The organism is Pectobacterium punjabense (assembly GCF_012427845.1).
GTDB classification, from domain to species: domain Bacteria; phylum Pseudomonadota; class Gammaproteobacteria; order Enterobacterales; family Enterobacteriaceae; genus Pectobacterium; species Pectobacterium punjabense.
In genome coordinates this window covers 4713633-4734602 of sequence record NZ_CP038498.1, presented here as the reverse complement: position 1 = coordinate 4734602, position 20970 = coordinate 4713633, and the positions used below count along the sequence as shown (strand labels likewise).

Below are 20970 nucleotides of genomic sequence, written 5' to 3'. Positions count from 1 at the left end.
TTATTCCTGTTGCTCTGATTGCTGGATCTGCTCGGCAACCTGTTGCAGGCTGGCTTCTATTTTCGCCAGCCATTCACCAGGGACGAACAGGCAGGGCTGATGCTGGCTGAATAAGCGACGCTGTTCGCGCAGTTGCATGTTCAGCTTTTCATATTCATCGGTAATTTCGGCAGGAAGCGCACAGTCGCGTTTTTCCGGCAGAGAAAGAATAGAGGATTGCAGGCTGATATCGCGGATAGTCAGATGCTGGCGATCGTCCACCAGCAGATCGAGACGTTGGGTAAAACCAATGCCGTTGAGCTTACCCCGGATCTCTCCCCCTTTTCGCAGCCAGACTTGCAGGGCATTTTTCTCAATGATCAGATGGTTAACTTCAATATCGTGCAGGATCAACGGGCGTTGCAGCACAAGATCCAATGTTTCAGTTGCGATCGTGTCAGGCAAGGAGTAATGGAATTTGCGACCCAGAAAGTGCCCTTGTTTCTCTACGGAAAATGCCTGCAATTCACTTTGCTCACGCTGGTATTGCTGGCGTTTGGTATTCACCTGCTGAAGGCGGAACAGCAGGCTTTTTTGTTGATAGGCGTGCTCGGTAATCAACAGCTCAAGCTGGCGTTCGATGAGTGTCAACGTGCTTTGGTCATGCCAGAGACAGTCTTTCAGCAGAATAATATCAACTGGCGTGATGGCATCCCGACCGCAGAAAAACGCGCTGGCCTGAAGTAGGCGCAAGGCTTTCTTCCAGCGTCGATCGGAAATATAGGGCGCTTGCTCCAGCGCATCAAGCTGCTGGCGCAGCGTGTAAATCAGTTCGAAGCCAACTTCTGGCAGCGAGATGTGCTCAATGTCCTTCTGCCATTGTTGGTACTCTTCATTGCTGACGCTGAGAGCGGGTGGTACGGGATTATCGCGATCGCTGCTGTTATTCACGAGCAGTGCACGGAAATTCTGTTTTTCCTGCACGCGATCGAGCCATAGACGGATAAGCATTCGGTCATAAAGCGCTTCCAGACCGCCGTCTGCCTCTGGCAGTTCATTCGAGGCCGCGACCAATAGGCGCATGGGGATAGTGTCTTCGCTGTTGCCATTACGGAAACGCCGTTCATTAATGGCCGTTAGCAGGGTGTTTAAAATGGCGGGGCCTGCTTTCCAGATTTCGTCCAGAAATACGATTTCAGCTTCTGGCAGGTAACCAGCAGTTAAGCGCTGGTAGCGGCCTTCATCTTTTAGTGCCTGAATGGACAGAGGGCCGAACACCTCTTCCGGGGTGGAAAAGCGGGTCATCAGGTACTCAAACGCATTCGCATGACGAAACGCGAATTTAAGACGCCTGGCGATCATACTTTTGGCGATACCTGGTGGACCCAACAGAAATACGCTTTCCCCGCTCAGTGCCGCCAGCAAACAGAGGCGAATCGCGTGCTGTCTTTCGTAGAGCCCATGTTCTAGCGCATGGCTGAGGCGAGAAATTCTTTCAGCCAATGCCGCAGTTTGACGCATAATTAATCCGTTAGTCCCATGATGTGATGTACTGAAATCGTTTATTTTTGAATCCGACGGCTTGGCTGAAAGGGTGGCCTCAGAAAAACCCTACTTTCATAAAGACAATCGTAATAATAAACGGCAGATCACAGATTTTTATTAGAATACTTTTACGGATTATTACACCCTAACGGGGTAAGTAAGCAATAAACGACCTTTTACAGGATGTTTCGTGTACAGGTGGATCGCACAATAAAAATGGGTTTTTACCCTGATTTGTGCATACTGTGCGCTTTTGGACGAGTTGTTGTGAATGACGCGCTTCGCGGACTGATTAATAACAGAAGATAGGTTTATGAGCTCAGAACATAAACGTTCGCTTCCGGCTGTCACGCTGGCGGCCATCGGGGTGGTTTATGGAGATATAGGAACCAGCCCTCTTTATACGTTAAGGGAATGTTTATCAGGGCAGTTTGGTTTTGGGGTCGAGCCTGATTCGGTCTTTGGCTTTCTTTCACTGATCTTTTGGCTATTGGTTCTCGTTGTTTCGCTGAAATACCTGACCTATGTGATGCGTGCTGACAATGCGGGTGAAGGCGGAATTCTCACATTAATGTCGCTGGCTGGGCGTAATACTTCCGATCGCATGACGTCCGTGCTGGTCATTATGGGATTGATCGGCGGCAGCTTCTTCTATGGGGAAGTGGTTATCACGCCTGCCATCTCGGTGATGTCGGCGATGGAAGGGCTGGAAATCGCCGCGCCGTCGATGGACAGCTATATCGTCCCGCTCTCGATTGTCGTTCTGACATTACTCTTTATCATTCAAAAACACGGCACAGGCAGCGTCGGCAAGTTGTTTGCGCCTGTGATGCTGATTTGGTTTTTAACGCTCGGCGTACTGGGTGCGCGCAGCATTATCGCTAACCCTGAAGTCTTGCAGGCCTTGAATCCGATGTACGCCGCTCGTTTCTTTATCGAATACAAAGCGGTGTCGTTCTTCGCACTGGGCGCGGTGGTGCTAGCCATTACCGGTGTCGAGGCGCTGTACGCCGATATGGGCCACTTCGGTAAATTCCCTATTCGTCTGGCGTGGTTTACGGTAGTGCTGCCGTCGCTGGTATTAAATTACTTCGGGCAGGGCGCGTTGCTGCTAAAGAACCCCGAGGCGATCAAAAACCCGTTCTTCCTGTTGGCACCTGATTGGGCGCTAATTCCGCTGATGGTGCTGGCGACTCTGGCGACGATCATTGCCTCGCAGGCGGTAATTTCAGGCGTTTTCTCCCTGACGCGCCAGGCAGTGCGGTTGGGCTATTTACCGCCGATGCGTATCGTACACACGTCAGATATGGAATCCGGTCAGATTTATATTCCCGCCATTAACTGGATGCTGTATATCGCTGTTGTCATCGTGATCGTCAGCTTCGAGCATTCGAGCAATCTGGCTGCGGCTTACGGTATTGCGGTAACGGGCACGATGGTGATTACCAGCATTCTGTTCTGTACGGTGGCGGTGAAAAACTGGCTTTGGAACCGCTATTTGGCATGGGTTTTTTTGGCAGGCTTGCTGATGATTGACCTACCCATGTTTTTGGCAAACGTGGTCAAGATCTTGTCCGGTGGATGGCTACCGCTGGCACTGGGCATGGTGATGTTTATTATCATGACGACGTGGAAAAGCGAGCGCTTCAGGTTACTGCGCCGGCTGCATGAGCATGGTAATTCGCTGGATGCCATGATTGCGTCGCTGGAGAAATCCCCACCGACGCGGGTTCCTGGTACGGCGGTATATTTCTCGCGTGCGACACGTGTGATCCCGTTTGCGCTGCTGCATAACCTCAAACACAACAAGATCCTGCATGAGCGCGTGGTGCTGTTGACCATGCGAACAGAGGATGCACCCTATGTATTGAACGCGCGACGCGTGACGGTTGAACAGCTTTCTCCGACGTTCTGGCGCGTGATCGCTAACTATGGCTGGCGTGAGACGCCGGATGTAGAGGAAGTCTTTCAGCGCTGTTGGCAGGATGGGCTGACTTGCCAAATGATGGAAACGTCTTTCTTTATGTCCAATGAATCGCTGATTATCGGTGAGCGTCCATGGTATCTGCGCCTGCGCGGTAAGCTATTCATGATGCTCAGCCGCAATGCGCTGCGGGCGGCGGATCAGTTTGAAATACCGCCGAACAGGCTGATCGAACTGGGGATACAGGTCGAGATTTAAGTGATCTCTTTGTACTCGCTATCATTAACACGTATGCAGCGACTCGTTGTTGGTTATTAGGGAAACACGGGGATGAGGTTCCCGCAGGGATACCTCGCCCCGTGGTCGACCGTATATCTCGATCTTATCCCAACACCTGAACGTAACATCCTACAGCTTCTACCAGTTAACCGACACAATCAGCCCGCCTTCGGGCTGATTGATGAATGTAACCCGCATGTGATGCAGCGTGGCGATGTTGTTCACGATGGAAATTCCCAGACCGCTGCCAGATTTTTCCTGCCCTGGTGGGCGATAAAAACGCTCGCCGATTCTTGCCAACGCTTCATCGCTGATGCCCGGTCCGCTATCGGCTACCTTAAATCCACGTTCCGTCAGCGTCAGATTTACCGTCCCCCCCTCATTGCTGTAGCGGATGGCGTTATCCAATAGATTGCGCACTAGCAGCGTTAGCAGCAGCGGATGACCCTGCCGGATAACCTGAGTATCCGGTAAGTCCAGCGTGAGTTCGATACCTGCGGTTTGCGCCGTGTGGTAATGCGCGATCACCGCCTGTTGCAGGAGTTCATTGAACTGGACGGGGTGCATCCCTTCGGGAGACGATTCGGCATCCAGTCGCGACAGCGTCAGGAGCTGATCTACCAGCCGGGTGGCGCGATCGATACCTTTATCCAGATTCATTAATGCATGGCGACGCATGGCCTCATCGTCATGCGCTAACTGTGCGACTTCGGTTTGAACTTTCAGCGCCGCTAGCGGGCTACGCAGTTCGTGAGCGGCATCGGAGGTAAAACGGCGTTCCCGAACCAGCATGTCGCTGATACGGGAAAACAGATGGTTTAATGCGTTAATCAGCGGGCGAACTTCTTGCGGGATGTGCTGCGTTGCCAGCGGGGTGCTGTCATCGGGGGAACGCTGCTGAAGCTCAGCGGCAATTTGTTTTAGCGGCGAGAGTTCGCGTGTTACCAGCCAGAACAGCAGCGCCAGCATGATCGGTAGCGCAAACAGCCAGGGCATCAGGTTGGTTTTTACAATATCCAACGCCATATCCTGACGGTATTCCCATTCCTGACCCACCGCAATCACATAACGATTATCCTCCGTCGTCAGCCAGACGATGCGCCATGTGTCGTTATCATCGCGCAGTTTGCCGTCGGTGAAGCCGTTGTGCTTATAGTCAAAAATGAAATCTTTGCCGTTCTCACCGTCGTTCAACACCATTTTCCCATCGTGGGTAAACATGGCGAAGGCCAGTGCATCATCATCCTGTTTACCTCGGTCTTTATGTACCAGACTTTTGGTCTTGGGCAGAGAAGTTGATTGGATTCGCAATTCATCGGGATTCATGGTGGCCAGACGTTTGGCAAACAACATTTGCTGGGTATCAAAGAGTTCATTGATGTTATGGCGCGTTTGAGACCACGAAAGCAGACTGGCTACGCCCCAGCACATCACTGTCAACAGCGTAAAACCCGCAACCAGGCGTAAACGCAGGCTGAGTCGGTTCATGGTGCGTCCCCCAGAATATAGCCAATGCCATGTACGGTACGGATAAACCCGCTGCCCAGTTTTTTGCGCAGGTGGTGGATATGCACTTCGACCGCGTTGCTAGAGACATCATCATCCCACCCGTAGAGCTTTTCTTCTAACTGCACACGTGTGAGTACGCGGTTGGGATTGAGCAAAAATAGTTCCAGCAGCGCCAGTTCGCGGGATTTTAATATGAGAGGCGCGTTGTTAAGCGTGACGCTCCGAGAGCCTGGCTCAAGGGAAACTGAGCCGTGCGTTAATGTGGGTTGGAGCTGACCGTGACGGCGGCGAATCAGTGCCTGTAGGCGAGCGGCGACTTCCGTTAGTGCAAAGGGCTTACATAAATAATCATCGGCACCCTGTTGCAACCCTTCCACGCGTTGTTCCAGCGCATCGCGGGCGGTCAGAATCAACACCGGTTCATCATGTCCAGCCTGACGCCATTGGCGTAGGATATCCATCCCATCCATACCCGGCAGGCTGAGATCGAGCACCACCGCATCATAAGGGGCGGCCTTTAATGCGGCAGCACCCGCTTTACCTTCCGTAAACCAGTCAATACTAAAGCCCAGTTTGGTCAACCCTGCTTTTAGACCATCACCGATCAGGCGATCGTCTTCAATTAACAATATTCTCATGGCCGCCTCGCAGGGAATGTACCGCTGTCGTATTTACGCCTTTCCCGGTTTTATACGAAATCGTGGGGTGATGTGTACAGGACAAATCGCTGAAATCGGGCGATTTCGGCAAGATAAAAAAATAAAAATGCAAAGGATGACTCCTTAAGATTCTGTTAAGAACGGTTTGTTTTAATCCTTCTCGAAGACCGATTACTCCCGCAGGTTGACTGCGAAACGACAGGCAAAATAAGGAAGGTAAAATATGAAAAAAGCAGCTGCGTTATTCGCCATTACCGCTCTGGTTTCTGCACCCGTATTTGCTGCACAAAGCGGCGGTGGTTTCGTTAACCCGGAAACGCCTGCGGTTGGCACACATAAAGGGGGATTCATCGATTCACAGAACACCCTCACCACGGTAGCTAAGGCTAAAGATCTGCGTGACGACAGTTGGGTTACGCTGAGTGGCAATATTGAAAAACGGATTGGTGATGAGAACTATCTGTTCCGCGATGCGACGGGCACGATAGAAGTTGAAATCGATCACAAGCGTTGGAATGGTCAGATGATTTCGCCCACGGATAAAGTGGAAATCCAGGGTGAGTTGGATAAAGACTTCAATTCAGTCGAGCTGGATGTGAAGCAGATCCGTAAACTCTAATCTGTTATCTTCAATTGTCGAATGGCGGGCTATTTCCCGCCATCTCTCTATTTATCAACTATCTACGTCCGTCATTTTTCACGTTGCCAGCATTTATTCACACAAGCGATCGGCTTGGTTAAGCTCATCGAGATACCTTCCTTTGCCATCTTCCTGAAACCTGAATTATCTAGGGTAGATAACCACATTATGTTGTCTTTATTTTTTGTTAGCGAAACGTTTCGATAGTGATCACATTTTTTTTATTTCTTCATTGCCTTTCTCTCTTCTTTTTCTAGAATATTATCAGCGAAACGTTTCGCTGGTGGGGTGAGAGATGAAAAAAGCAGCATTATTGAATTCAGATATTTCTTCCGTGATTGCTCGGCTGGGGCACACCGATAGCCTTGTTGTTGGTGATGCTGGTTTACCGATTCCAGAAACGACGACCCGTATCGATCTGGCGTTGACGCACAATGTGCCAACGTTTTTGCAGGTGGTTAATGTTGTCACCAGTGAAATGCAGGTCGAGGCCGCTATTCTGGCGGAAGAGATGATTGAAAAGAACCCCGCGGTCCATGACGCGTTACTCGATCAATTGAAGCAACTTGAACAACACCAGGGAAACTCAATTGCATTGCACTATGTCAGCCATGAAGAATTTAAAACCCAAAGCGGCAAAAGCCGGGCCATCATTCGCAGCGGAGAGTGTTCACCGTATGCCAATGTCATCCTTTGTGCTGGCGTAACGTTCTGAGGTATCAATGCAACCTTTACTGCAACTGCAAGGCATCACGAAATCTTTTCCGGGCGTTAAAGCGCTTTCCGGTGCGGCACTCAATGTCTACCCGGGAAAAGTGATGGCGTTGGTGGGCGAGAACGGTGCGGGCAAGTCCACCATGATGAAAGTCCTGACCGGGATTTATCGTAAAGATGCCGGCAGCATCCATTTTCTGGGGCAAGAGGTGGATTTCAACGGGCCGAAAGCGTCTCAGGAAGCAGGTATCGGTATTATCCATCAGGAGCTTAACCTGATTCCCCAGCTCACGATTGCCGAGAATATCTTCCTCGGTCGTGAGTTTACCAACCGTTTCGGGCGAATTGATTGGAACAAGATGTATGCTGAAGCCGATAAACTGCTGAAACGCCTTAATTTGCGCTATGACAGTCGCCGTATGGTGGGGGATTTATCGATTGGCGATCAGCAAATGGTGGAAATTGCCAAAGTACTGAGCTTTGAATCGAAAGTCATCATTATGGATGAACCCACCGATGCCCTGACCGATACCGAAACCGCTTCGTTATTCAGTGTGATCAAAGAGCTGCAATCTCAGGGATGTGGCATCGTTTATATTTCCCACCGTTTGAAAGAAATCTTCGAAATCTGCGATGACATTACCGTTTTCCGCGATGGTCAGTTTATCGGCGAGTGTCCGGTAAGCGACTTACAGGAAGATACGCTGATTGAAATGATGGTAGGGCGCAAGCTGGAAGATCAGTACCCACGCTCAAATAAAGCGCCGGGAGAGGTTCGCCTTAAGGTGCAGAACCTGTCTGGACCTGGCGTAGACAACGTTAGCTTTACGGTACGGAAAGGTGAAATCCTGGGTGTCGCAGGGCTGATGGGCGCGGGTCGAACTGAACTGATGAAGATTCTCTACGGTGCGCTACCACGTACTGGCGGCAATGTGACGCTTGATGGCCGTGACGTGGTGACCCGTAAACCGCAGGATGGTTTAGCCAACGGCATCGTTTATATCTCTGAAGATCGCAAGCGAGATGGTCTGGTGCTGGGCATGTCGGTAAAAGAAAACATGTCGTTAACCGCACTGCGCTATTTCAGCCATGCTGGTGGTCGTCTCAAACACGCCGAAGAACAGTTGGCGGTCGCTGACTTTATTCGCTTGTTCAACGTTAAAACGCCTTCTATGACGCAGCCTATCGGCCTGCTTTCCGGTGGTAATCAGCAAAAAGTGGCGATTGCCCGTGGCCTGATGACGCGCCCGAATGTCTTGATCCTTGATGAGCCAACGCGTGGCGTTGATGTGGGGGCGAAGAAAGAAATTTATCAGCTAATCAATCAATTCAAAGAAGAAGGGTTGAGCATCATATTGGTGTCATCCGAAATGCCCGAAGTCTTGGGAATGAGCGATCGCATCATTGTGATGCATGAAGGGCGCTTAAGCGGTGATTTCCCGATTGAGCAAGCAACCCAGGAAGCACTGATGGCTGCGGCCGTTGGTAAGCAATACGGCGCAAAGCAGGAGTAAGTCAGACATGAGTTCTCAATCTATCGCGGCAAAACGCTGGTTCAGCAAAGAGTGGTTACTGGAGCAAAAATCGCTGATCGCGCTCCTGATCCTGATTGCGGTTGTTTCCGCCATGAGCCCTAACTTTTTCACCTTGAATAACCTGTTCAATATTCTCCAGCAGACATCGGTAAACGCCATTATGGCTGTCGGTATGACGCTGGTGATTTTGACCTCGGGAATCGACTTGTCGGTGGGCTCACTGTTGGCGCTGACTGGTGCCGTCGCGGCTTCCATTGTTGGGCTTGAAGTGAATGCGCTGGTGGCAGTATTTGGTGCGCTGGCACTGGGGGCACTGATTGGCGCAGGCACGGGTATCATTGTTTCTAAAGGCAAAGTGCAGGCATTTATCGCTACGCTGGTCATGATGTTGTTACTGCGCGGCGTGACAATGGTTTATACCAACGGTAGCCCGGTTAATACGGGTTTTTCCGACGTGGCAGATGCTTTTGGCTGGTTCGGTATCGGTCGTCCGTTGGGGATTCCGACGCCAATCTGGATCATGGCTATCGTCTTCGCCGCGACCTGGTACATGCTGCACCATACGCGCCTGGGGCGTTATATCTATGCGCTGGGTGGTAATGAATCCGCAACCCGCTTATCCGGTATCAGCGTTGATAAAATCAAGATTATTGTCTATTCCCTGTGCGGGCTGCTGTCTGCCCTGGCGGGAATTATTGAAGTTGCACGTTTATCCTCTGCACAGCCTACAGCGGGTACAGGGTATGAACTGGATGCCATTGCAGCAGTGGTATTGGGCGGCACCAGTCTGGCAGGAGGCAAGGGGCGTATTGTTGGCACGTTGATCGGCGCACTTATCCTTGGTTTCCTCAACAATGGACTGAATTTATTAGGTGTTTCTTCTTACTACCAAATGATTGTCAAAGCAGTCGTCATTTTGCTGGCGGTTCTGGTAGATAACAAAAGCAGTAAATAACCTTCATTCACACAGGAATTGAGTTATGAATATGAAAAAGCTGGCTACTCTGGTTTCCGCTGTTGCGCTGAGCGCGACTGTCAGTGCTAATGCCTTGGCCAAAGATACGGTTGCTCTGGTGGTTTCTACGCTGAATAACCCGTTCTTTGTTTCTATGAAAGAGGGGGCGCAGAAAGAAGCTGACAAACTGGGCTATGAGTTGATTGTGCTGGATTCTCAGAATAACCCTGCGAAAGAACTGGCTAACGTTCAGGATTTAACGGTCCGTGGCACCAAAGTATTGCTGATCAACCCGACTGACTCTGATGCAGTAGGCAATGCGATTAAAATGGCTAATCAGGCAAAAATCCCGGTCATTACGCTGGACCGTGTCGCTAGCAGTGGTGAAGTCGTAAGCCACGTTGCTTCTGATAACGCTTTCGGCGGTAAAGTTGCCGGTGATTTCATTGCCAAGAAATTGGGTGAAGGTGCCAAGGTGATTCAGTTGGAAGGGATCGCAGGAACCTCTGCTGCGCGTGAGCGTGGGGCGGGTTTCATGAAATCTGCTGAGAAAAATAAATTCGCTATGCTGGCAAGCCAACCTGCTGATTTCGATCGTACTAAAGGGTTGAACGTGATGCAGAACCTGCTGACCGCACACCCTGACGTTCAGGCGGTATTTGCTCAGAACGATGAAATGGCGTTAGGTGCACTGCGTGCATTACAAACCGCAGGCAAGACAGATGTGCTGGTTGTGGGCTTTGACGGTACCCAAGATGGTGTGAAAGCCGTTGAGTCAGGCAAGCTGGCAGCAACGGTGGCTCAGCGTCCAGACCAGATCGGTGTAATCGGCATCGAAACGGCTGCGAAAGTGCTGAAAGGTGAAAAAACGCAGGCCATCATTCCAGTTGACCTGAAGCTGGTCGCTAAATAAGTAAAGAATAAAGCAGGGCTCGCGCCACCCGTTTGTGGTGGCGCATTATTAACGTAGCGGGATTCGACATAATGAAAACGGGTAAGCTGGTGGTGCTGGGCAGTATTAACGCTGACCATATTCTCAATCTTGAGCAATTTCCCCGCCCGGGCGAAACGGTGATCGGTGAACAATATAGTGTCGCTTTCGGCGGGAAAGGCGCTAATCAGGCCGTTGCCGCTGGCCGAAGTGGTGCGGATATCGCCTTTATTGCCTGCGTCGGAGAAGATGATATCGGCGCTCGCATTTGTCAGCAGCTCTCCAAGGACAATATTGATGTTTCTGCCGTTGAGGCTATCTCCGGGGAAACAACGGGCGTTGCGCTGATTTTTGTTAACGCTGAAGCTGAGAACATGATCGCAATTAACGCTGGCGCGAATGCAGCGGTGACGCCTGATTATCTTCATCATCATGGGCAACACATTATTGATGCTTCTGCATTGCTTATGCAGCTTGAATCGCCGTTGGCAACGGTTATTGAGGCAGCTAAACTGGCACATGAACACCAGACTAAAGTGATTCTCAACCCGGCTCCTGCTCGTGAACTGCCTGATGAACTGTTATCGCTGGTCAATATGATCACGCCGAATGAAACCGAAGCACAGTTCCTGACAGGAATTACGATTGAGACAGAAGAGGACGCCGCTCGCGCAGCACGGGTTCTGCACGATAAAGGTATCGAGACGGTTCTTATCACATTGGGTAGCCGTGGCGTATGGCTAAGTGAAAGTGGTCAAGGGCAGCGTATTCCGGGGTATCGCGTAAAAGCTGTGGATACTATTGCCGCTGGAGACACCTTTAATGGTGCGTTGGTTACCGCCTTGCTGGAAAACCGGCCAATGTCTTCTGCTGTGAAGTTCGCTCATGCTGCGGCTGCGATTGCAGTAACTCGCCGAGGTGCTCAACCTTCTGTCCCGTGGCGAGAAGAGATCGACGCATTTTTGCAAGCTCAGGGGTAATTTTTTGGCCACCATGAAAGATGTCGCCCGTTTGGCGGGCGTTTCTACTTCTACTGTATCTCACGTCATTAATAACAATCGCTTTGTCAGCGATACCATTCGCGAAAAGGTGATGAAGGCCGTTGAGGATCTCAACTATGCGCCATCTGCGCTGGCCAGAAGTCTGAAAATAAACCAGACCCGCACTATCGGTATGTTGCTCACAGCCAGTAGTAACCCGTTTTATGCTGAAGTTGTGCGTGGCGTTGAACGCTGTTGTTATGAGCGGGGCTATAGCCTGATTCTGTGCAACACCGAAGGCGATCGCGACAGAATGAGTCATAGCCTTGAAACGCTCCTGCAAAAGCGGGTCGACGGCGTATTGCTGATGTGCACTGAAAGCCATCGCCCCTTGCCTGAAATGATGAGCCGCTATCCTTCTGTTCCTATGGTCATGATGGATTGGGCACCTTTTGAAGGCGCTATTGATGTTATTAAAGATAACTCTTTGCTCGGTGGAGAGATTGCGACCAATCACCTCATTTCTCGTGGGTATAAAAAGATAGCCTGCATTGCGGGGCCGAAAGATAAGACGACAGCCTATAACCGACTGGAGGGTTATCGACAGGCGATGCAGCTCGCTGGGTTACCCATTCCCGCTGATTATGAGATTTTTGGTGATTTTGAATTTGAAACAGGTTACCGCGCGATGCAGCAGTTATTAGCGCTGGAAGATAAACCCGAAGCGGTGTTCACCAGTAACGATGCAATGGCTGTGGGTGTTTACCACGCTCTTTATCAGGCGGGGCTTTCAATCCCTCAAGACATGGCGGTTATTGGTTACGATGATATTGAACTCGCTCGCTATATGTCTCCGCCTCTCACTACGGTTCATCAACCAAAGGACGAGCTCGGCGAATTAGCAGTCGATACGCTGCTGTATCGTCTGGAACATCCAAATACTGAACCGAATGTGTTGGTGCTGACGCCGGAATTAATGGTACGTCAGTCAGTTCGGTAAGATTTTGGCTAAGAAAACGCTGAAAAATCCGGCATAACGCCGTCTTTTAATACGCTTTGCTGAAAAAAAAACCACTCAGAAATTATTTTGCATTTAGCACTTGTCAGCCGCCGAGAAGTCCCTATAATGCGCCTCCACTGACACGGCAACAGCGACACGCGGTTGGGGTGACAGAAAAAGATTTAATAAAGACGGTCAGTAATGACTTGACTTTAAAGCGGATTGGCATAGTATATGCAGCCCGCGCCACCGTAGAAGTGGCACTGCTCTTTAACAATATAATCAGACAATCTGTGTGGGCACTCACAAGACCGTATCTTAACGATATAAAAAAGTCTTGAAGAGTGAACAACAGTAAATTCATTACGAATAAACAGTTTTAATTCTTTGAGCATCGCTGACGAGTTCAGCAAATCAAACAAATCTTAAATTGAAGAGTTTGATCATGGCTCAGATTGAACGCTGGCGGCAGGCCTAACACATGCAAGTCGAGCGGTAGCACAGGGGAGCTTGCTCCCCGGGTGACGAGCGGCGGACGGGTGAGTAATGTCTGGGAAACTGCCTGATGGAGGGGGATAACTACTGGAAACGGTAGCTAATACCGCATAACGTCTTCGGACCAAAGAGGGGGACCTTCGGGCCTCTTGCCATCGGATGTGCCCAGATGGGATTAGCTAGTAGGTGAGGTAATGGCTCACCTAGGCGACGATCCCTAGCTGGTCTGAGAGGATGACCAGCCACACTGGAACTGAGACACGGTCCAGACTCCTACGGGAGGCAGCAGTGGGGAATATTGCACAATGGGCGCAAGCCTGATGCAGCCATGCCGCGTGTGTGAAGAAGGCCTTCGGGTTGTAAAGCACTTTCAGCGGGGAGGAAGGCGGTGAGATTAATACTCTCATCGATTGACGTTACCCGCAGAAGAAGCACCGGCTAACTCCGTGCCAGCAGCCGCGGTAATACGGAGGGTGCAAGCGTTAATCGGAATGACTGGGCGTAAAGCGCACGCAGGCGGTCTGTTAAGTTGGATGTGAAATCCCCGGGCTTAACCTGGGAACTGCATTCAAAACTGACAGGCTAGAGTCTTGTAGAGGGGGGTAGAATTCCAGGTGTAGCGGTGAAATGCGTAGAGATCTGGAGGAATACCGGTGGCGAAGGCGGCCCCCTGGACAAAGACTGACGCTCAGGTGCGAAAGCGTGGGGAGCAAACAGGATTAGATACCCTGGTAGTCCACGCTGTAAACGATGTCGATTTGGAGGTTGTGCCCTTGAGGCGTGGCTTCCGGAGCTAACGCGAAATCGACCGCCTGGGGAGTACGGCCGCAAGGTTAAAACTCAAATGAATTGACGGGGGCCCGCACAAGCGGTGGAGCATGTGGTTTAATTCGATGCAACGCGAAGAACCTTACCTACTCTTGACATCCAGAGAATTTGCTAGAGATAGCTTAGTGCCTTCGGGAACTCTGAGACAGGTGCTGCATGGCTGTCGTCAGCTCGTGTTGTGAAATGTTGGGTTAAGTCCCGCAACGAGCGCAACCCTTATCCTTTGTTGCCAGCACGTAATGGTGGGAACTCAAAGGAGACTGCCGGTGATAAACCGGAGGAAGGTGGGGATGACGTCAAGTCATCATGGCCCTTACGAGTAGGGCTACACACGTGCTACAATGGCGTATACAAAGAGAAGCGACCTCGCGAGAGCAAGCGGACCTCATAAAGTACGTCGTAGTCCGGATTGGAGTCTGCAACTCGACTCCATGAAGTCGGAATCGCTAGTAATCGTAGATCAGAATGCTACGGTGAATACGTTCCCGGGCCTTGTACACACCGCCCGTCACACCATGGGAGTGGGTTGCAAAAGAAGTAGGTAGCTTAACCTTCGGGAGGGCGCTTACCACTTTGTGATTCATGACTGGGGTGAAGTCGTAACAAGGTAACCGTAGGGGAACCTGCGGTTGGATCACCTCCTTACCAAGAAGATGTGTGTTAAGTGAAGTGCTCACACAGATTGTCTGATGAAAATACTGAGCAAGCGCACCTGTTGATGTAATGAGTGTTAACTCATGCTGACGCGATAGTGCCGGATTTTTAATTCGGTACGGATTTTTCGTGTCCCCATCGTCTAGAGGCCTAGGACACTGCCCTTTCACGGCTGTAACAGGGGTTCGAATCCCCTTGGGGACGCCAATCCGATAATGAGTGAAAGACATTATCATGAATATCTTAAAGATGATTCTTCGGAGTCATGTTTACGATATTGCTCTTTAACAATCTGGAACAAGCTGAAAATTGAAACATGACAGCTGAACATGCATGACGGCCTTCGGGTGTGTCGTGGTGAATCAGTCTGTCAATGAGTCTCTCAAATAATCGCAGCGCGATGATGAATCGAAAGAAACATCTTCGGGTTGTGAGGTTAAGCGACTAAGCGTACACGGTGGATGCCTAGGCAGTCAGAGGCGATGAAGGGCGTGCTAATCTGCGATAAGCGTCGGTAAGCTGATATGAAGCGTTATACCCGACGATACCCGAATGGGGAAACCCAGTGTGTTTCGACACACTATCATTATGTGAATACATAGCGTAATGAGGCGAACCGGGGGAACTGAAACATCTCAGTACCCCGAGGAAAAGAAATCAACCGAGATTCCCCTAGTAGCGGCGAGCGAACGGGGAGGAGCCCAGAACCTGAATCAGTTTGTGTGTTAGTGGAAGCGTCTGGAAAGTCGCACAGTAAAGGGTGATAGTCCCGTACACAAAAATGCACAAGTTGTGAGTTCGATGAGTAGGGCGGGACACGTGACATCCTGTCTGAATATGGGGGGACCATCCTCCAAGGCTAAATACTCCTGACTGACCGATAGTGAACCAGTACCGTGAGGGAAAGGCGAAAAGAACCCCGGCGAGGGGAGTGAAATAGAACCTGAAACCGTGTACGTACAAGCAGTGGGAGCCTACTTGTTAGGTGACTGCGTACCTTTTGTATAATGGGTCAGCGACTTATATTCTGTAGCAAGGTTAACCGAATAGGGGAGCCGCAGGGAAACCGAGTCTTAACTGGGCGTTAAGTTGCAGGGTATAGACCCGAAACCCGGTGATCTAGCCATGGGCAGGTTGAAGGTTGGGTAACACTAACTGGAGGACCGAACCGACTAATGTTGAAAAATTAGCGGATGACTTGTGGCTGGGGGTGAAAGGCCAATCAAACCGGGAGATAGCTGGTTCTCCCCGAAAGCTATTTAGGTAGCGCCTCGTGAATTCATCTTCGGGGGTAGAGCACTGTTTCGGCTAGGGGGTCATCCCGACTTACCAACCCGATGCAAACTACGAATACCGAAGAATGTTATCACGGGAGACACACGGCGGGTGCTAACGTTCGTCGTGAAGAGGGAAACAACCCAGACCGCCAGCTAAGGTCCCAAAGTCATGGTTAAGTGGGAAACGATGTGGGAAGGCATAGACAGCCAGGATGTTGGCTTAGAAGCAGCCATCATTTAAAGAAAGCGTAATAGCTCACTGGTCGAGTCGGCCTGCGCGGAAGATGTAACGGGGCTAAACCATGCACCGAAGCTGCGGCAGCGACGCTTAGGCGTTGTTGGGTAGGGGAGCGTTCTGTAAGCCGTTGAAGGTGGCCTGTGAGGGTTGCTGGAGGTATCAGAAGTGCGAATGCTGACATAAGTAACGATAATGCGGGTGAAAAACCCGCACGCCGGAAGACCAAGGGTTCCTGTCCAACGTTAATCGGGGCAGGGTGAGTCGACCCCTAAGGCGAGGCTGAAAAGCGTAGTCGATGGGAAACAGGTTAATATTCCTGTACTCGGTGTTACTGCGAAGGGGGGACGGAGAAAGCTAGGTTATCCGGGCGACGGTTGTCCCGGTTTAAGCGTGAAGGTGGGTGACTTAGGTAAATCCGGGTCATCGTTAACACTGAGGCGTGATGACGAGTCACTACGGTGATGAAGTAACCAATGCTACGCTTCCAGGAAAAGCCTCTAAGCTCCAGGTAACATCAAATCGTACCCCAAACCGACACAGGTGGTCAGGTAGAGAATACTCAGGCGCTTGAGAGAACTCGGGTGAAGGAACTAGGCAAAATGGTGCCGTAACTTCGGGAGAAGGCACGCTGGCGCGTAGGTGAAGTCCCTTGCGGATGGAGCTGAAGCCAGTCGCAGATACCAGCTGGCTGCAACTGTTTAATAAAAACACAGCACTGTGCAAACACGAAAGTGGACGTATACGGTGTGACGCCTGCCCGGTGCCGGAAGGTTAATTGATGGGGTCAGCCGCAAGGCGAAGCTCTTGATCGAAGCCCCGGTAAACGGCGGCCGTAACTATAACGGTCCTAAGGTAGCGAAATTCCTTGTCGGGTAAGTTCCGACCTGCACGAATGGCGTAATGATGGCCAGGCTGTCTCCACCCGAGACTCAGTGAAATTGAACTCGCTGTGAAGATGCAGTGTACCCGCGGCAAGACGGAAAGACCCCGTGAACCTTTACTATAGCTTGACACTGAACCTTGAGCCTTGATGTGTAGGATAGGTGGGAGGCTTTGAAGTGTGGACGCCAGTCTGCATGGAGCCAACCTTGAAATACCACCCTTTAATGTTTGATGTTCTAACGTAGGCCCGTAATCCGGGTTGCGGACAGTGTCTGGTGGGTAGTTTGACTGGGGCGGTCTCCTCCCAAAGCGTAACGGAGGAGCACGAAGGTTAGCTAATCCTGGTCGGACATCAGGAGGTTAGTGCAAAGGCATAAGCTAGCTTGACTGCGAGAGTGACAGCTCGAGCAGGTGCGAAAGCAGGTCTTAGTGATCCGGTGGTTCTGAATGGAAGGGCCATCGCTCAACGGATAAAAGGTACTCCGGGGATAACAGGCTGATACCGCCCAAGAGTTCATATCGACGGCGGTGTTTGGCACCTCGATGTCGGCTCATCACATCCTGGGGCTGAAGTAGGTCCCAAGGGTATGGCTGTTCGCCATTTAAAGTGGTACGCGAGCTGGGTTTAGAACGTCGTGAGACAGTTCGGTCCCTATCTGCCGTGGGCGTTGGAAGATTGAGAGGGGTTGCTCCTAGTACGAGAGGACCGGAGTGAACGCACCACTGGTGTACGGGTTGTGATGCCAATTGCATTGCCCGGTAGCTAAGTGCGGAAGAGATAACCGCTGAAAGCATCTAAGCGGGAAACTTGCCTCGAGATGAGTCTTCCCTGGACACTTGATGTCCCTGAAGGGCCGTTGAAGACGACGACGTAGATAGGCTGGGTGTGTAAGCGTAGCGATACGTTGAGCTAACCAGTACTAATGACCCGAGAGGCTTAACCTTACAACACCGAAGGTGTTTTGTGGGTGATGAAAGACTCATAGAGAACGATATTCAGCTTGTTCGAAGATTGGTTCTGATGGTTGTGCGATACAAAAGAAAAGTAGAGCATAACGGTTGGAATGAAACAGAATTTGCCTGGCGGCGATAGCGCGGTGGTCCCACCTGACCCCATGCCGAACTCAGAAGTGAAACGCCGTAGCGCCGATGGTAGTGTGGGGCTTCCCCATGTGAGAGTAGGGAACTGCCAGGCATCAAACAAGTGGAAAGCCCTCGTCGAAAGACGAGGGCTTTTTGCTGTGCGCGTTGCGGAGAGTACTTATTTACGCGTATCCCGTGGCGAAGACCGCCGATAAGCAGGTTATCGACGGCTATTTTGAAGCCATTGGTGGATAAAATTAGCCACCTGTTCTGGCTGATTGATATCGAGCATTGGAAGTATGGTATCTGTCTCAGAGTCTGTCGCAATCGCGATGACATATTCATCGATCAAATCATGCAACTCTCTGCCCAACGATTGACGAAATAAGGCTATTTTAGCGATCTTTTCGTGTTTAAAACCCTCAACCAGAACCAGATCGAGAGTTGATGCATCCATTTTTCCTGCCAAATCATAAATATTGGGTTCTTTCTGCTCAGGCGTTTCCGTCATCAACGCCCACCTTTCGCTGCTAGCGACCATAGTCTGTGTCGCACCCGCCTTACGTAGCTCGTAGCTATCTTTACCTGGTGTATCAATATCCATCCGATGATGTGTATGTTTAATTAACCCGACTCGAACGCCATGGTTAGTTAGTAGAGGGATGACGTGTTTGAGTAATGTTGTTTTACCTGTACCGCTGTAAGCAACGATTGCGAGCAAGGGGAGGCGTTTAGAATTCACTGTGCTAATCCTCCCAGTTAGATAAATCTTCAGGAGAATTCATATTGCGAAAGGCTCCTGGTTGATCGCTAAATGAAACGGTTTTTGCCCGAACCTGTTCCATAAATAGCATTAATTTACGGTTTCCTAGATGCAGATAAGTTTCCAATGGTTCAATGAGGCTTTTATTGATTAAGAGTAATGTGGGATGCGAACGTTCCCCATCGGTCACATAAGCGGCATTGGCTTCCCCACGTGCTTGCCATAAGCGGTGTACCAAGTCGATAGGGAAGGCCGGGACATCACAAGGGACGAATACCACCCATTCGGACGTAGATGCATGTAATCCACTCAGGATGCCAGCCAGCGGGCCTGGAAAGGTTGTATCAACGTCACCAATAATGCGGCACCCGCTTTGTGCATATACATCCTGATTGCGGTTGGCGCTGATAATGACCTCGTCAACCTGTGTTCTAAGCCGAGACAGGGCGTGTTGATATAGTGCTACACCGTTTAGTGTTATCAGACCTTTATCATGCCCGCCCATGCGCGTTGCACGTCCGCCCGCGAGAATAACGCCTGTAATCATTTCACTTCCCAATTATCTATGCCCACTTTTCTTTATACGAAAGCTTATGAGGGAGGAACCATACATTATTCTCTGAAAACTTTCACCGAAGACCAAGTTCTTTCCTCATGTGCGCAAGGCTGTTATTTTTATCGCTATATATTCAACATTACTCAAGCTGTTTTCTACTTCTTGAAATTTATTGAGTACAAACCGTTTTTAAGGAGAAAAAAATGAAATGTCACCGTGTTAATGAGCTGATAGAGCTGCTGCATCCAGCCTGGCAAAAAGAGCCCGATTTAAACCTAGTGCAATTTTTACAAAACCTTGCACAGGAGGCGGGGTTCGAGGGGCAGTTAAACGAACTAACTGATGATATCCTTATTTACCATCTGAAAATGCGTGATGCAGATAAAGAACAAGTCATTCCTGGTCTAAAGAAAGACTACGAGGAAGATTTCAAAACCGCTTTGCTGCGTGCCCGTGGGGTTATTAAAGACTAGTGAAAAGAAATAACACGTTCATGATGCTAACTATTTTACGCGTATATCTGATGCCGCCTCAGGCCATTTGTGGTCGCGATGAATAGCTCGGTATTTAATTTCCAGACACTGTTCCCAGATTTGATCGTGGATGCCTTGTTGGATGTCGGTCTGCGCGTTGACTCCGGTCTGACGGCATTAAACAGCTATGAAAACCGGGTGTATCAATTCGCTGATGAAGATCGTAAACGATTCGTGGTGAAATTTTATCGGCCGGAACGGTGGAGTGCGGCGCAAATTGTGGAAGAACACATTTTTGCCCAACAATTGGCAGAAGATGAAGTGCCTATCGTCGCGCCTGTTTTTCTTAATGGACAGACGCTGAATGTTTATGACGGATTTCATTTTGCCGTATTCCCTAGTATGGGGGGGCGGCAGTATGAGATGGATAATGAAGATCAGCTAGAGTGGGTCGGTCGTTTTCTTGGACGCATTCACCAGACGGGGCAGAAATCGTTATTCACCGAGCGACCGACGATCGGGGTAAATGAATATTTGCATGAACCTTATCGGTTGCTGGAGACGTGTCCGCTAATACCGAAAATACATCGACATAATTTTTTACAGGCAACCCGTCAACTGATTGATACAGTTGAAACTTATTGGCACAGCGACTGGCGTCCATTGCGTCTGCATGGGGATTGTCACCCAGGAAATATTTTGTGGCGTGATGGCCCGCTATTTGTTGATTTGGACGATGCTCGCAATGGCCCGGCAATACAGGATTTATGGATGCTGTTGCATGGCGACCGCCGTGAACAACGTATTCAATTGGATATCTTATTAGAGGCTTATAGTGAATTTTCGGATTTTCAGGAGAAAGAACTGGCGTTGATTGAGCCTCTTCGTGCGATGCGACAGGTTTATTATCTGGCTTGGGTTGCGCGTCGTTGGGAAGACCCTGCTTTTCCGAAAAATTTCCCTTGGATGACGGATGCCGATTTTTGGTTGAAGCAAACGGCAATATTTATTGGACAAACTCAGCTGTTGCAGGAGCCTCCTCTACAACTGATGCCCATGTACTGAAATTAA

General features: G+C 50.2%; 15 protein-coding genes, 1 tRNA gene and 3 rRNA genes. 14 read left to right on the top strand and 5 right to left on the bottom strand.

Going from position 1 to position 20970, the window contains the following annotated elements:
* Window positions 1-1500: an ATPase RavA gene (gene ravA, locus E2566_RS21405; RefSeq protein WP_107171120.1), complete on the bottom strand. Its 1500-nt coding sequence runs from the start codon at window positions 1498-1500 to the stop codon at window positions 1-3.
* A gap of 337 nt (window positions 1501-1837) precedes the next feature.
* Between ravA and kup the strand changes: the two genes are divergently transcribed.
* Window positions 1838-3706, top strand: a complete 1869-nt coding sequence (gene kup / locus E2566_RS21400; protein ID WP_107171119.1) for a low affinity potassium transporter Kup — start codon at window positions 1838-1840, stop codon at window positions 3704-3706.
* Between the two features lie 159 nt (window positions 3707-3865).
* Here the strand turns inward: kup and qseC are convergent, their stop codons facing one another.
* The gene (gene qseC, locus E2566_RS21395) at window positions 3866-5215 is read right to left on the bottom strand and encodes a quorum sensing histidine kinase QseC (RefSeq protein WP_107171118.1); all 1350 of its coding nucleotides are present in this window, start codon (window positions 5213-5215) and stop codon (window positions 3866-3868) included.
* Window positions 5212-5874, bottom strand: a complete 663-nt coding sequence (gene qseB, locus E2566_RS21390) for a quorum sensing response regulator transcription factor QseB (RefSeq protein ID WP_107171117.1) — start codon at window positions 5872-5874, stop codon at window positions 5212-5214. The genes qseC and qseB overlap by 4 nt, the downstream gene beginning before the upstream one ends.
* Window positions 5875-6118: 244 nt before the next feature.
* Between qseB and E2566_RS21385 the strand changes: the two genes are divergently transcribed.
* From E2566_RS21385 to rrf, 11 genes are all read left to right on the top strand, one after another.
* Window positions 6119-6514 carry a YgiW/YdeI family stress tolerance OB fold protein gene (locus tag E2566_RS21385; RefSeq protein WP_107171116.1) on the top strand — a complete coding sequence of 132 codons (396 nt, stop codon included), beginning with the start codon at window positions 6119-6121 and terminating at the stop codon, window positions 6512-6514.
* Window positions 6515-6830: 316 nt separating this feature from the next.
* Complete coding sequence (rbsD, locus tag E2566_RS21380; RefSeq protein ID WP_107171115.1) at window positions 6831-7250, top strand: D-ribose pyranase; 420 nt, start codon at window positions 6831-6833, stop codon at window positions 7248-7250.
* 7 nt (window positions 7251-7257) lie between these two features.
* Window positions 7258-8763 carry a ribose ABC transporter ATP-binding protein RbsA gene (gene rbsA, locus E2566_RS21375; RefSeq protein WP_107171114.1) on the top strand — a complete coding sequence of 502 codons (1506 nt, stop codon included), beginning with the start codon at window positions 7258-7260 and terminating at the stop codon, window positions 8761-8763.
* Between the two features lie 7 nt (window positions 8764-8770).
* Complete coding sequence (gene rbsC, locus E2566_RS21370) at window positions 8771-9739, top strand: ribose ABC transporter permease (RefSeq protein ID WP_107171113.1); 969 nt, start codon at window positions 8771-8773, stop codon at window positions 9737-9739.
* A gap of 25 nt (window positions 9740-9764) precedes the next feature.
* Complete coding sequence (gene rbsB / locus E2566_RS21365; protein WP_005976509.1) at window positions 9765-10652, top strand: ribose ABC transporter substrate-binding protein RbsB; 888 nt, start codon at window positions 9765-9767, stop codon at window positions 10650-10652.
* A 71-nt stretch (window positions 10653-10723) separates the two neighbouring features.
* Entirely contained in the window at window positions 10724-11650 is a 927-nt protein-coding gene (gene rbsK, locus E2566_RS21360) for a ribokinase (protein ID WP_107171112.1), read from the top strand.
* Window positions 11651-11654: 4 nt separating this feature from the next.
* Window positions 11655-12650 carry a ribose operon transcriptional repressor RbsR gene (rbsR, locus tag E2566_RS21355; protein WP_165800685.1) on the top strand — a complete coding sequence of 332 codons (996 nt, stop codon included), beginning with the start codon at window positions 11655-11657 and terminating at the stop codon, window positions 12648-12650.
* Between the two features lie 427 nt (window positions 12651-13077).
* Window positions 13078-14618, top strand: a 16S ribosomal RNA gene (locus E2566_RS21350).
* A 140-nt stretch (window positions 14619-14758) separates the two neighbouring features.
* Window positions 14759-14834 (top strand) — tRNA-Glu (locus tag E2566_RS21345).
* A 227-nt stretch (window positions 14835-15061) separates the two neighbouring features.
* Window positions 15062-17969 (top strand): 23S ribosomal RNA (locus E2566_RS21340).
* A gap of 134 nt (window positions 17970-18103) precedes the next feature.
* Window positions 18104-18219 (top strand): 5S ribosomal RNA (rrf, locus tag E2566_RS21335).
* The 16S, 23S and 5S rRNA genes sit together here with 1 tRNA gene alongside, the layout of an rRNA operon.
* A 108-nt stretch (window positions 18220-18327) precedes the next feature.
* Here rrf and mobB read toward each other — a convergent pair.
* Complete coding sequence (gene mobB / locus E2566_RS21330; protein WP_107169370.1) at window positions 18328-18849, bottom strand: molybdopterin-guanine dinucleotide biosynthesis protein MobB; 522 nt, start codon at window positions 18847-18849, stop codon at window positions 18328-18330.
* Between the two features lie 4 nt (window positions 18850-18853).
* A complete protein-coding gene (gene mobA, locus E2566_RS21325) occupies window positions 18854-19417 on the bottom strand; it encodes a molybdenum cofactor guanylyltransferase MobA (protein WP_107169369.1) in 564 nt (187 codons plus the stop codon).
* A gap of 212 nt (window positions 19418-19629) precedes the next feature.
* Here mobA and E2566_RS21320 point away from each other — a divergent pair, with 212 nt between their 5' ends.
* Complete coding sequence (locus E2566_RS21320) at window positions 19630-19899, top strand: YihD family protein (protein WP_005968263.1); 270 nt, start codon at window positions 19630-19632, stop codon at window positions 19897-19899.
* 78 nt (window positions 19900-19977) lie between these two features.
* The gene (locus E2566_RS21315; RefSeq protein WP_107169368.1) at window positions 19978-20964 is read left to right on the top strand and encodes a serine/threonine protein kinase; all 987 of its coding nucleotides are present in this window, start codon (window positions 19978-19980) and stop codon (window positions 20962-20964) included.
* The last annotated feature ends 6 nt before the right edge of the window (window positions 20965-20970 follow it).

Excerpts from the sequence above, each read along its gene's own strand:
- ravA (WP_107171120.1), bottom strand. The coding sequence starts at position 1,500 with ATGCGTCAAACTGCGGCATTGGCTGAAAGAATTTCTCGCCTCAGCCAT.
- kup (WP_107171119.1), top strand. The coding sequence starts at position 1,838 with ATGAGCTCAGAACATAAACGTTCGCTTCCGGCTGTCACGCTGGCGGCC.
- qseC (WP_107171118.1), bottom strand. The coding sequence starts at position 5,215 with ATGAACCGACTCAGCCTGCGTTTACGCCTGGTTGCGGGTTTTACGCTG.
- qseB (WP_107171117.1), bottom strand. The coding sequence starts at position 5,874 with ATGAGAATATTGTTAATTGAAGACGATCGCCTGATCGGTGATGGTCTA.
- E2566_RS21385 (WP_107171116.1), top strand. The coding sequence starts at position 6,119 with ATGAAAAAAGCAGCTGCGTTATTCGCCATTACCGCTCTGGTTTCTGCA.
- rbsD (WP_107171115.1), top strand. The coding sequence starts at position 6,831 with ATGAAAAAAGCAGCATTATTGAATTCAGATATTTCTTCCGTGATTGCT.
- rbsA (WP_107171114.1), top strand. The coding sequence starts at position 7,258 with ATGCAACCTTTACTGCAACTGCAAGGCATCACGAAATCTTTTCCGGGC.
- rbsC (WP_107171113.1), top strand. The coding sequence starts at position 8,771 with ATGAGTTCTCAATCTATCGCGGCAAAACGCTGGTTCAGCAAAGAGTGG.
- rbsB (WP_005976509.1), top strand. The coding sequence starts at position 9,765 with ATGAATATGAAAAAGCTGGCTACTCTGGTTTCCGCTGTTGCGCTGAGC.
- rbsK (WP_107171112.1), top strand. The coding sequence starts at position 10,724 with ATGAAAACGGGTAAGCTGGTGGTGCTGGGCAGTATTAACGCTGACCAT.
- mobA (WP_107169369.1), bottom strand. The coding sequence starts at position 19,417 with ATGATTACAGGCGTTATTCTCGCGGGCGGACGTGCAACGCGCATGGGC.
- E2566_RS21320 (WP_005968263.1), top strand. The coding sequence starts at position 19,630 with ATGAAATGTCACCGTGTTAATGAGCTGATAGAGCTGCTGCATCCAGCC.
- E2566_RS21315 (WP_107169368.1), top strand. The coding sequence starts at position 19,978 with ATGAATAGCTCGGTATTTAATTTCCAGACACTGTTCCCAGATTTGATC.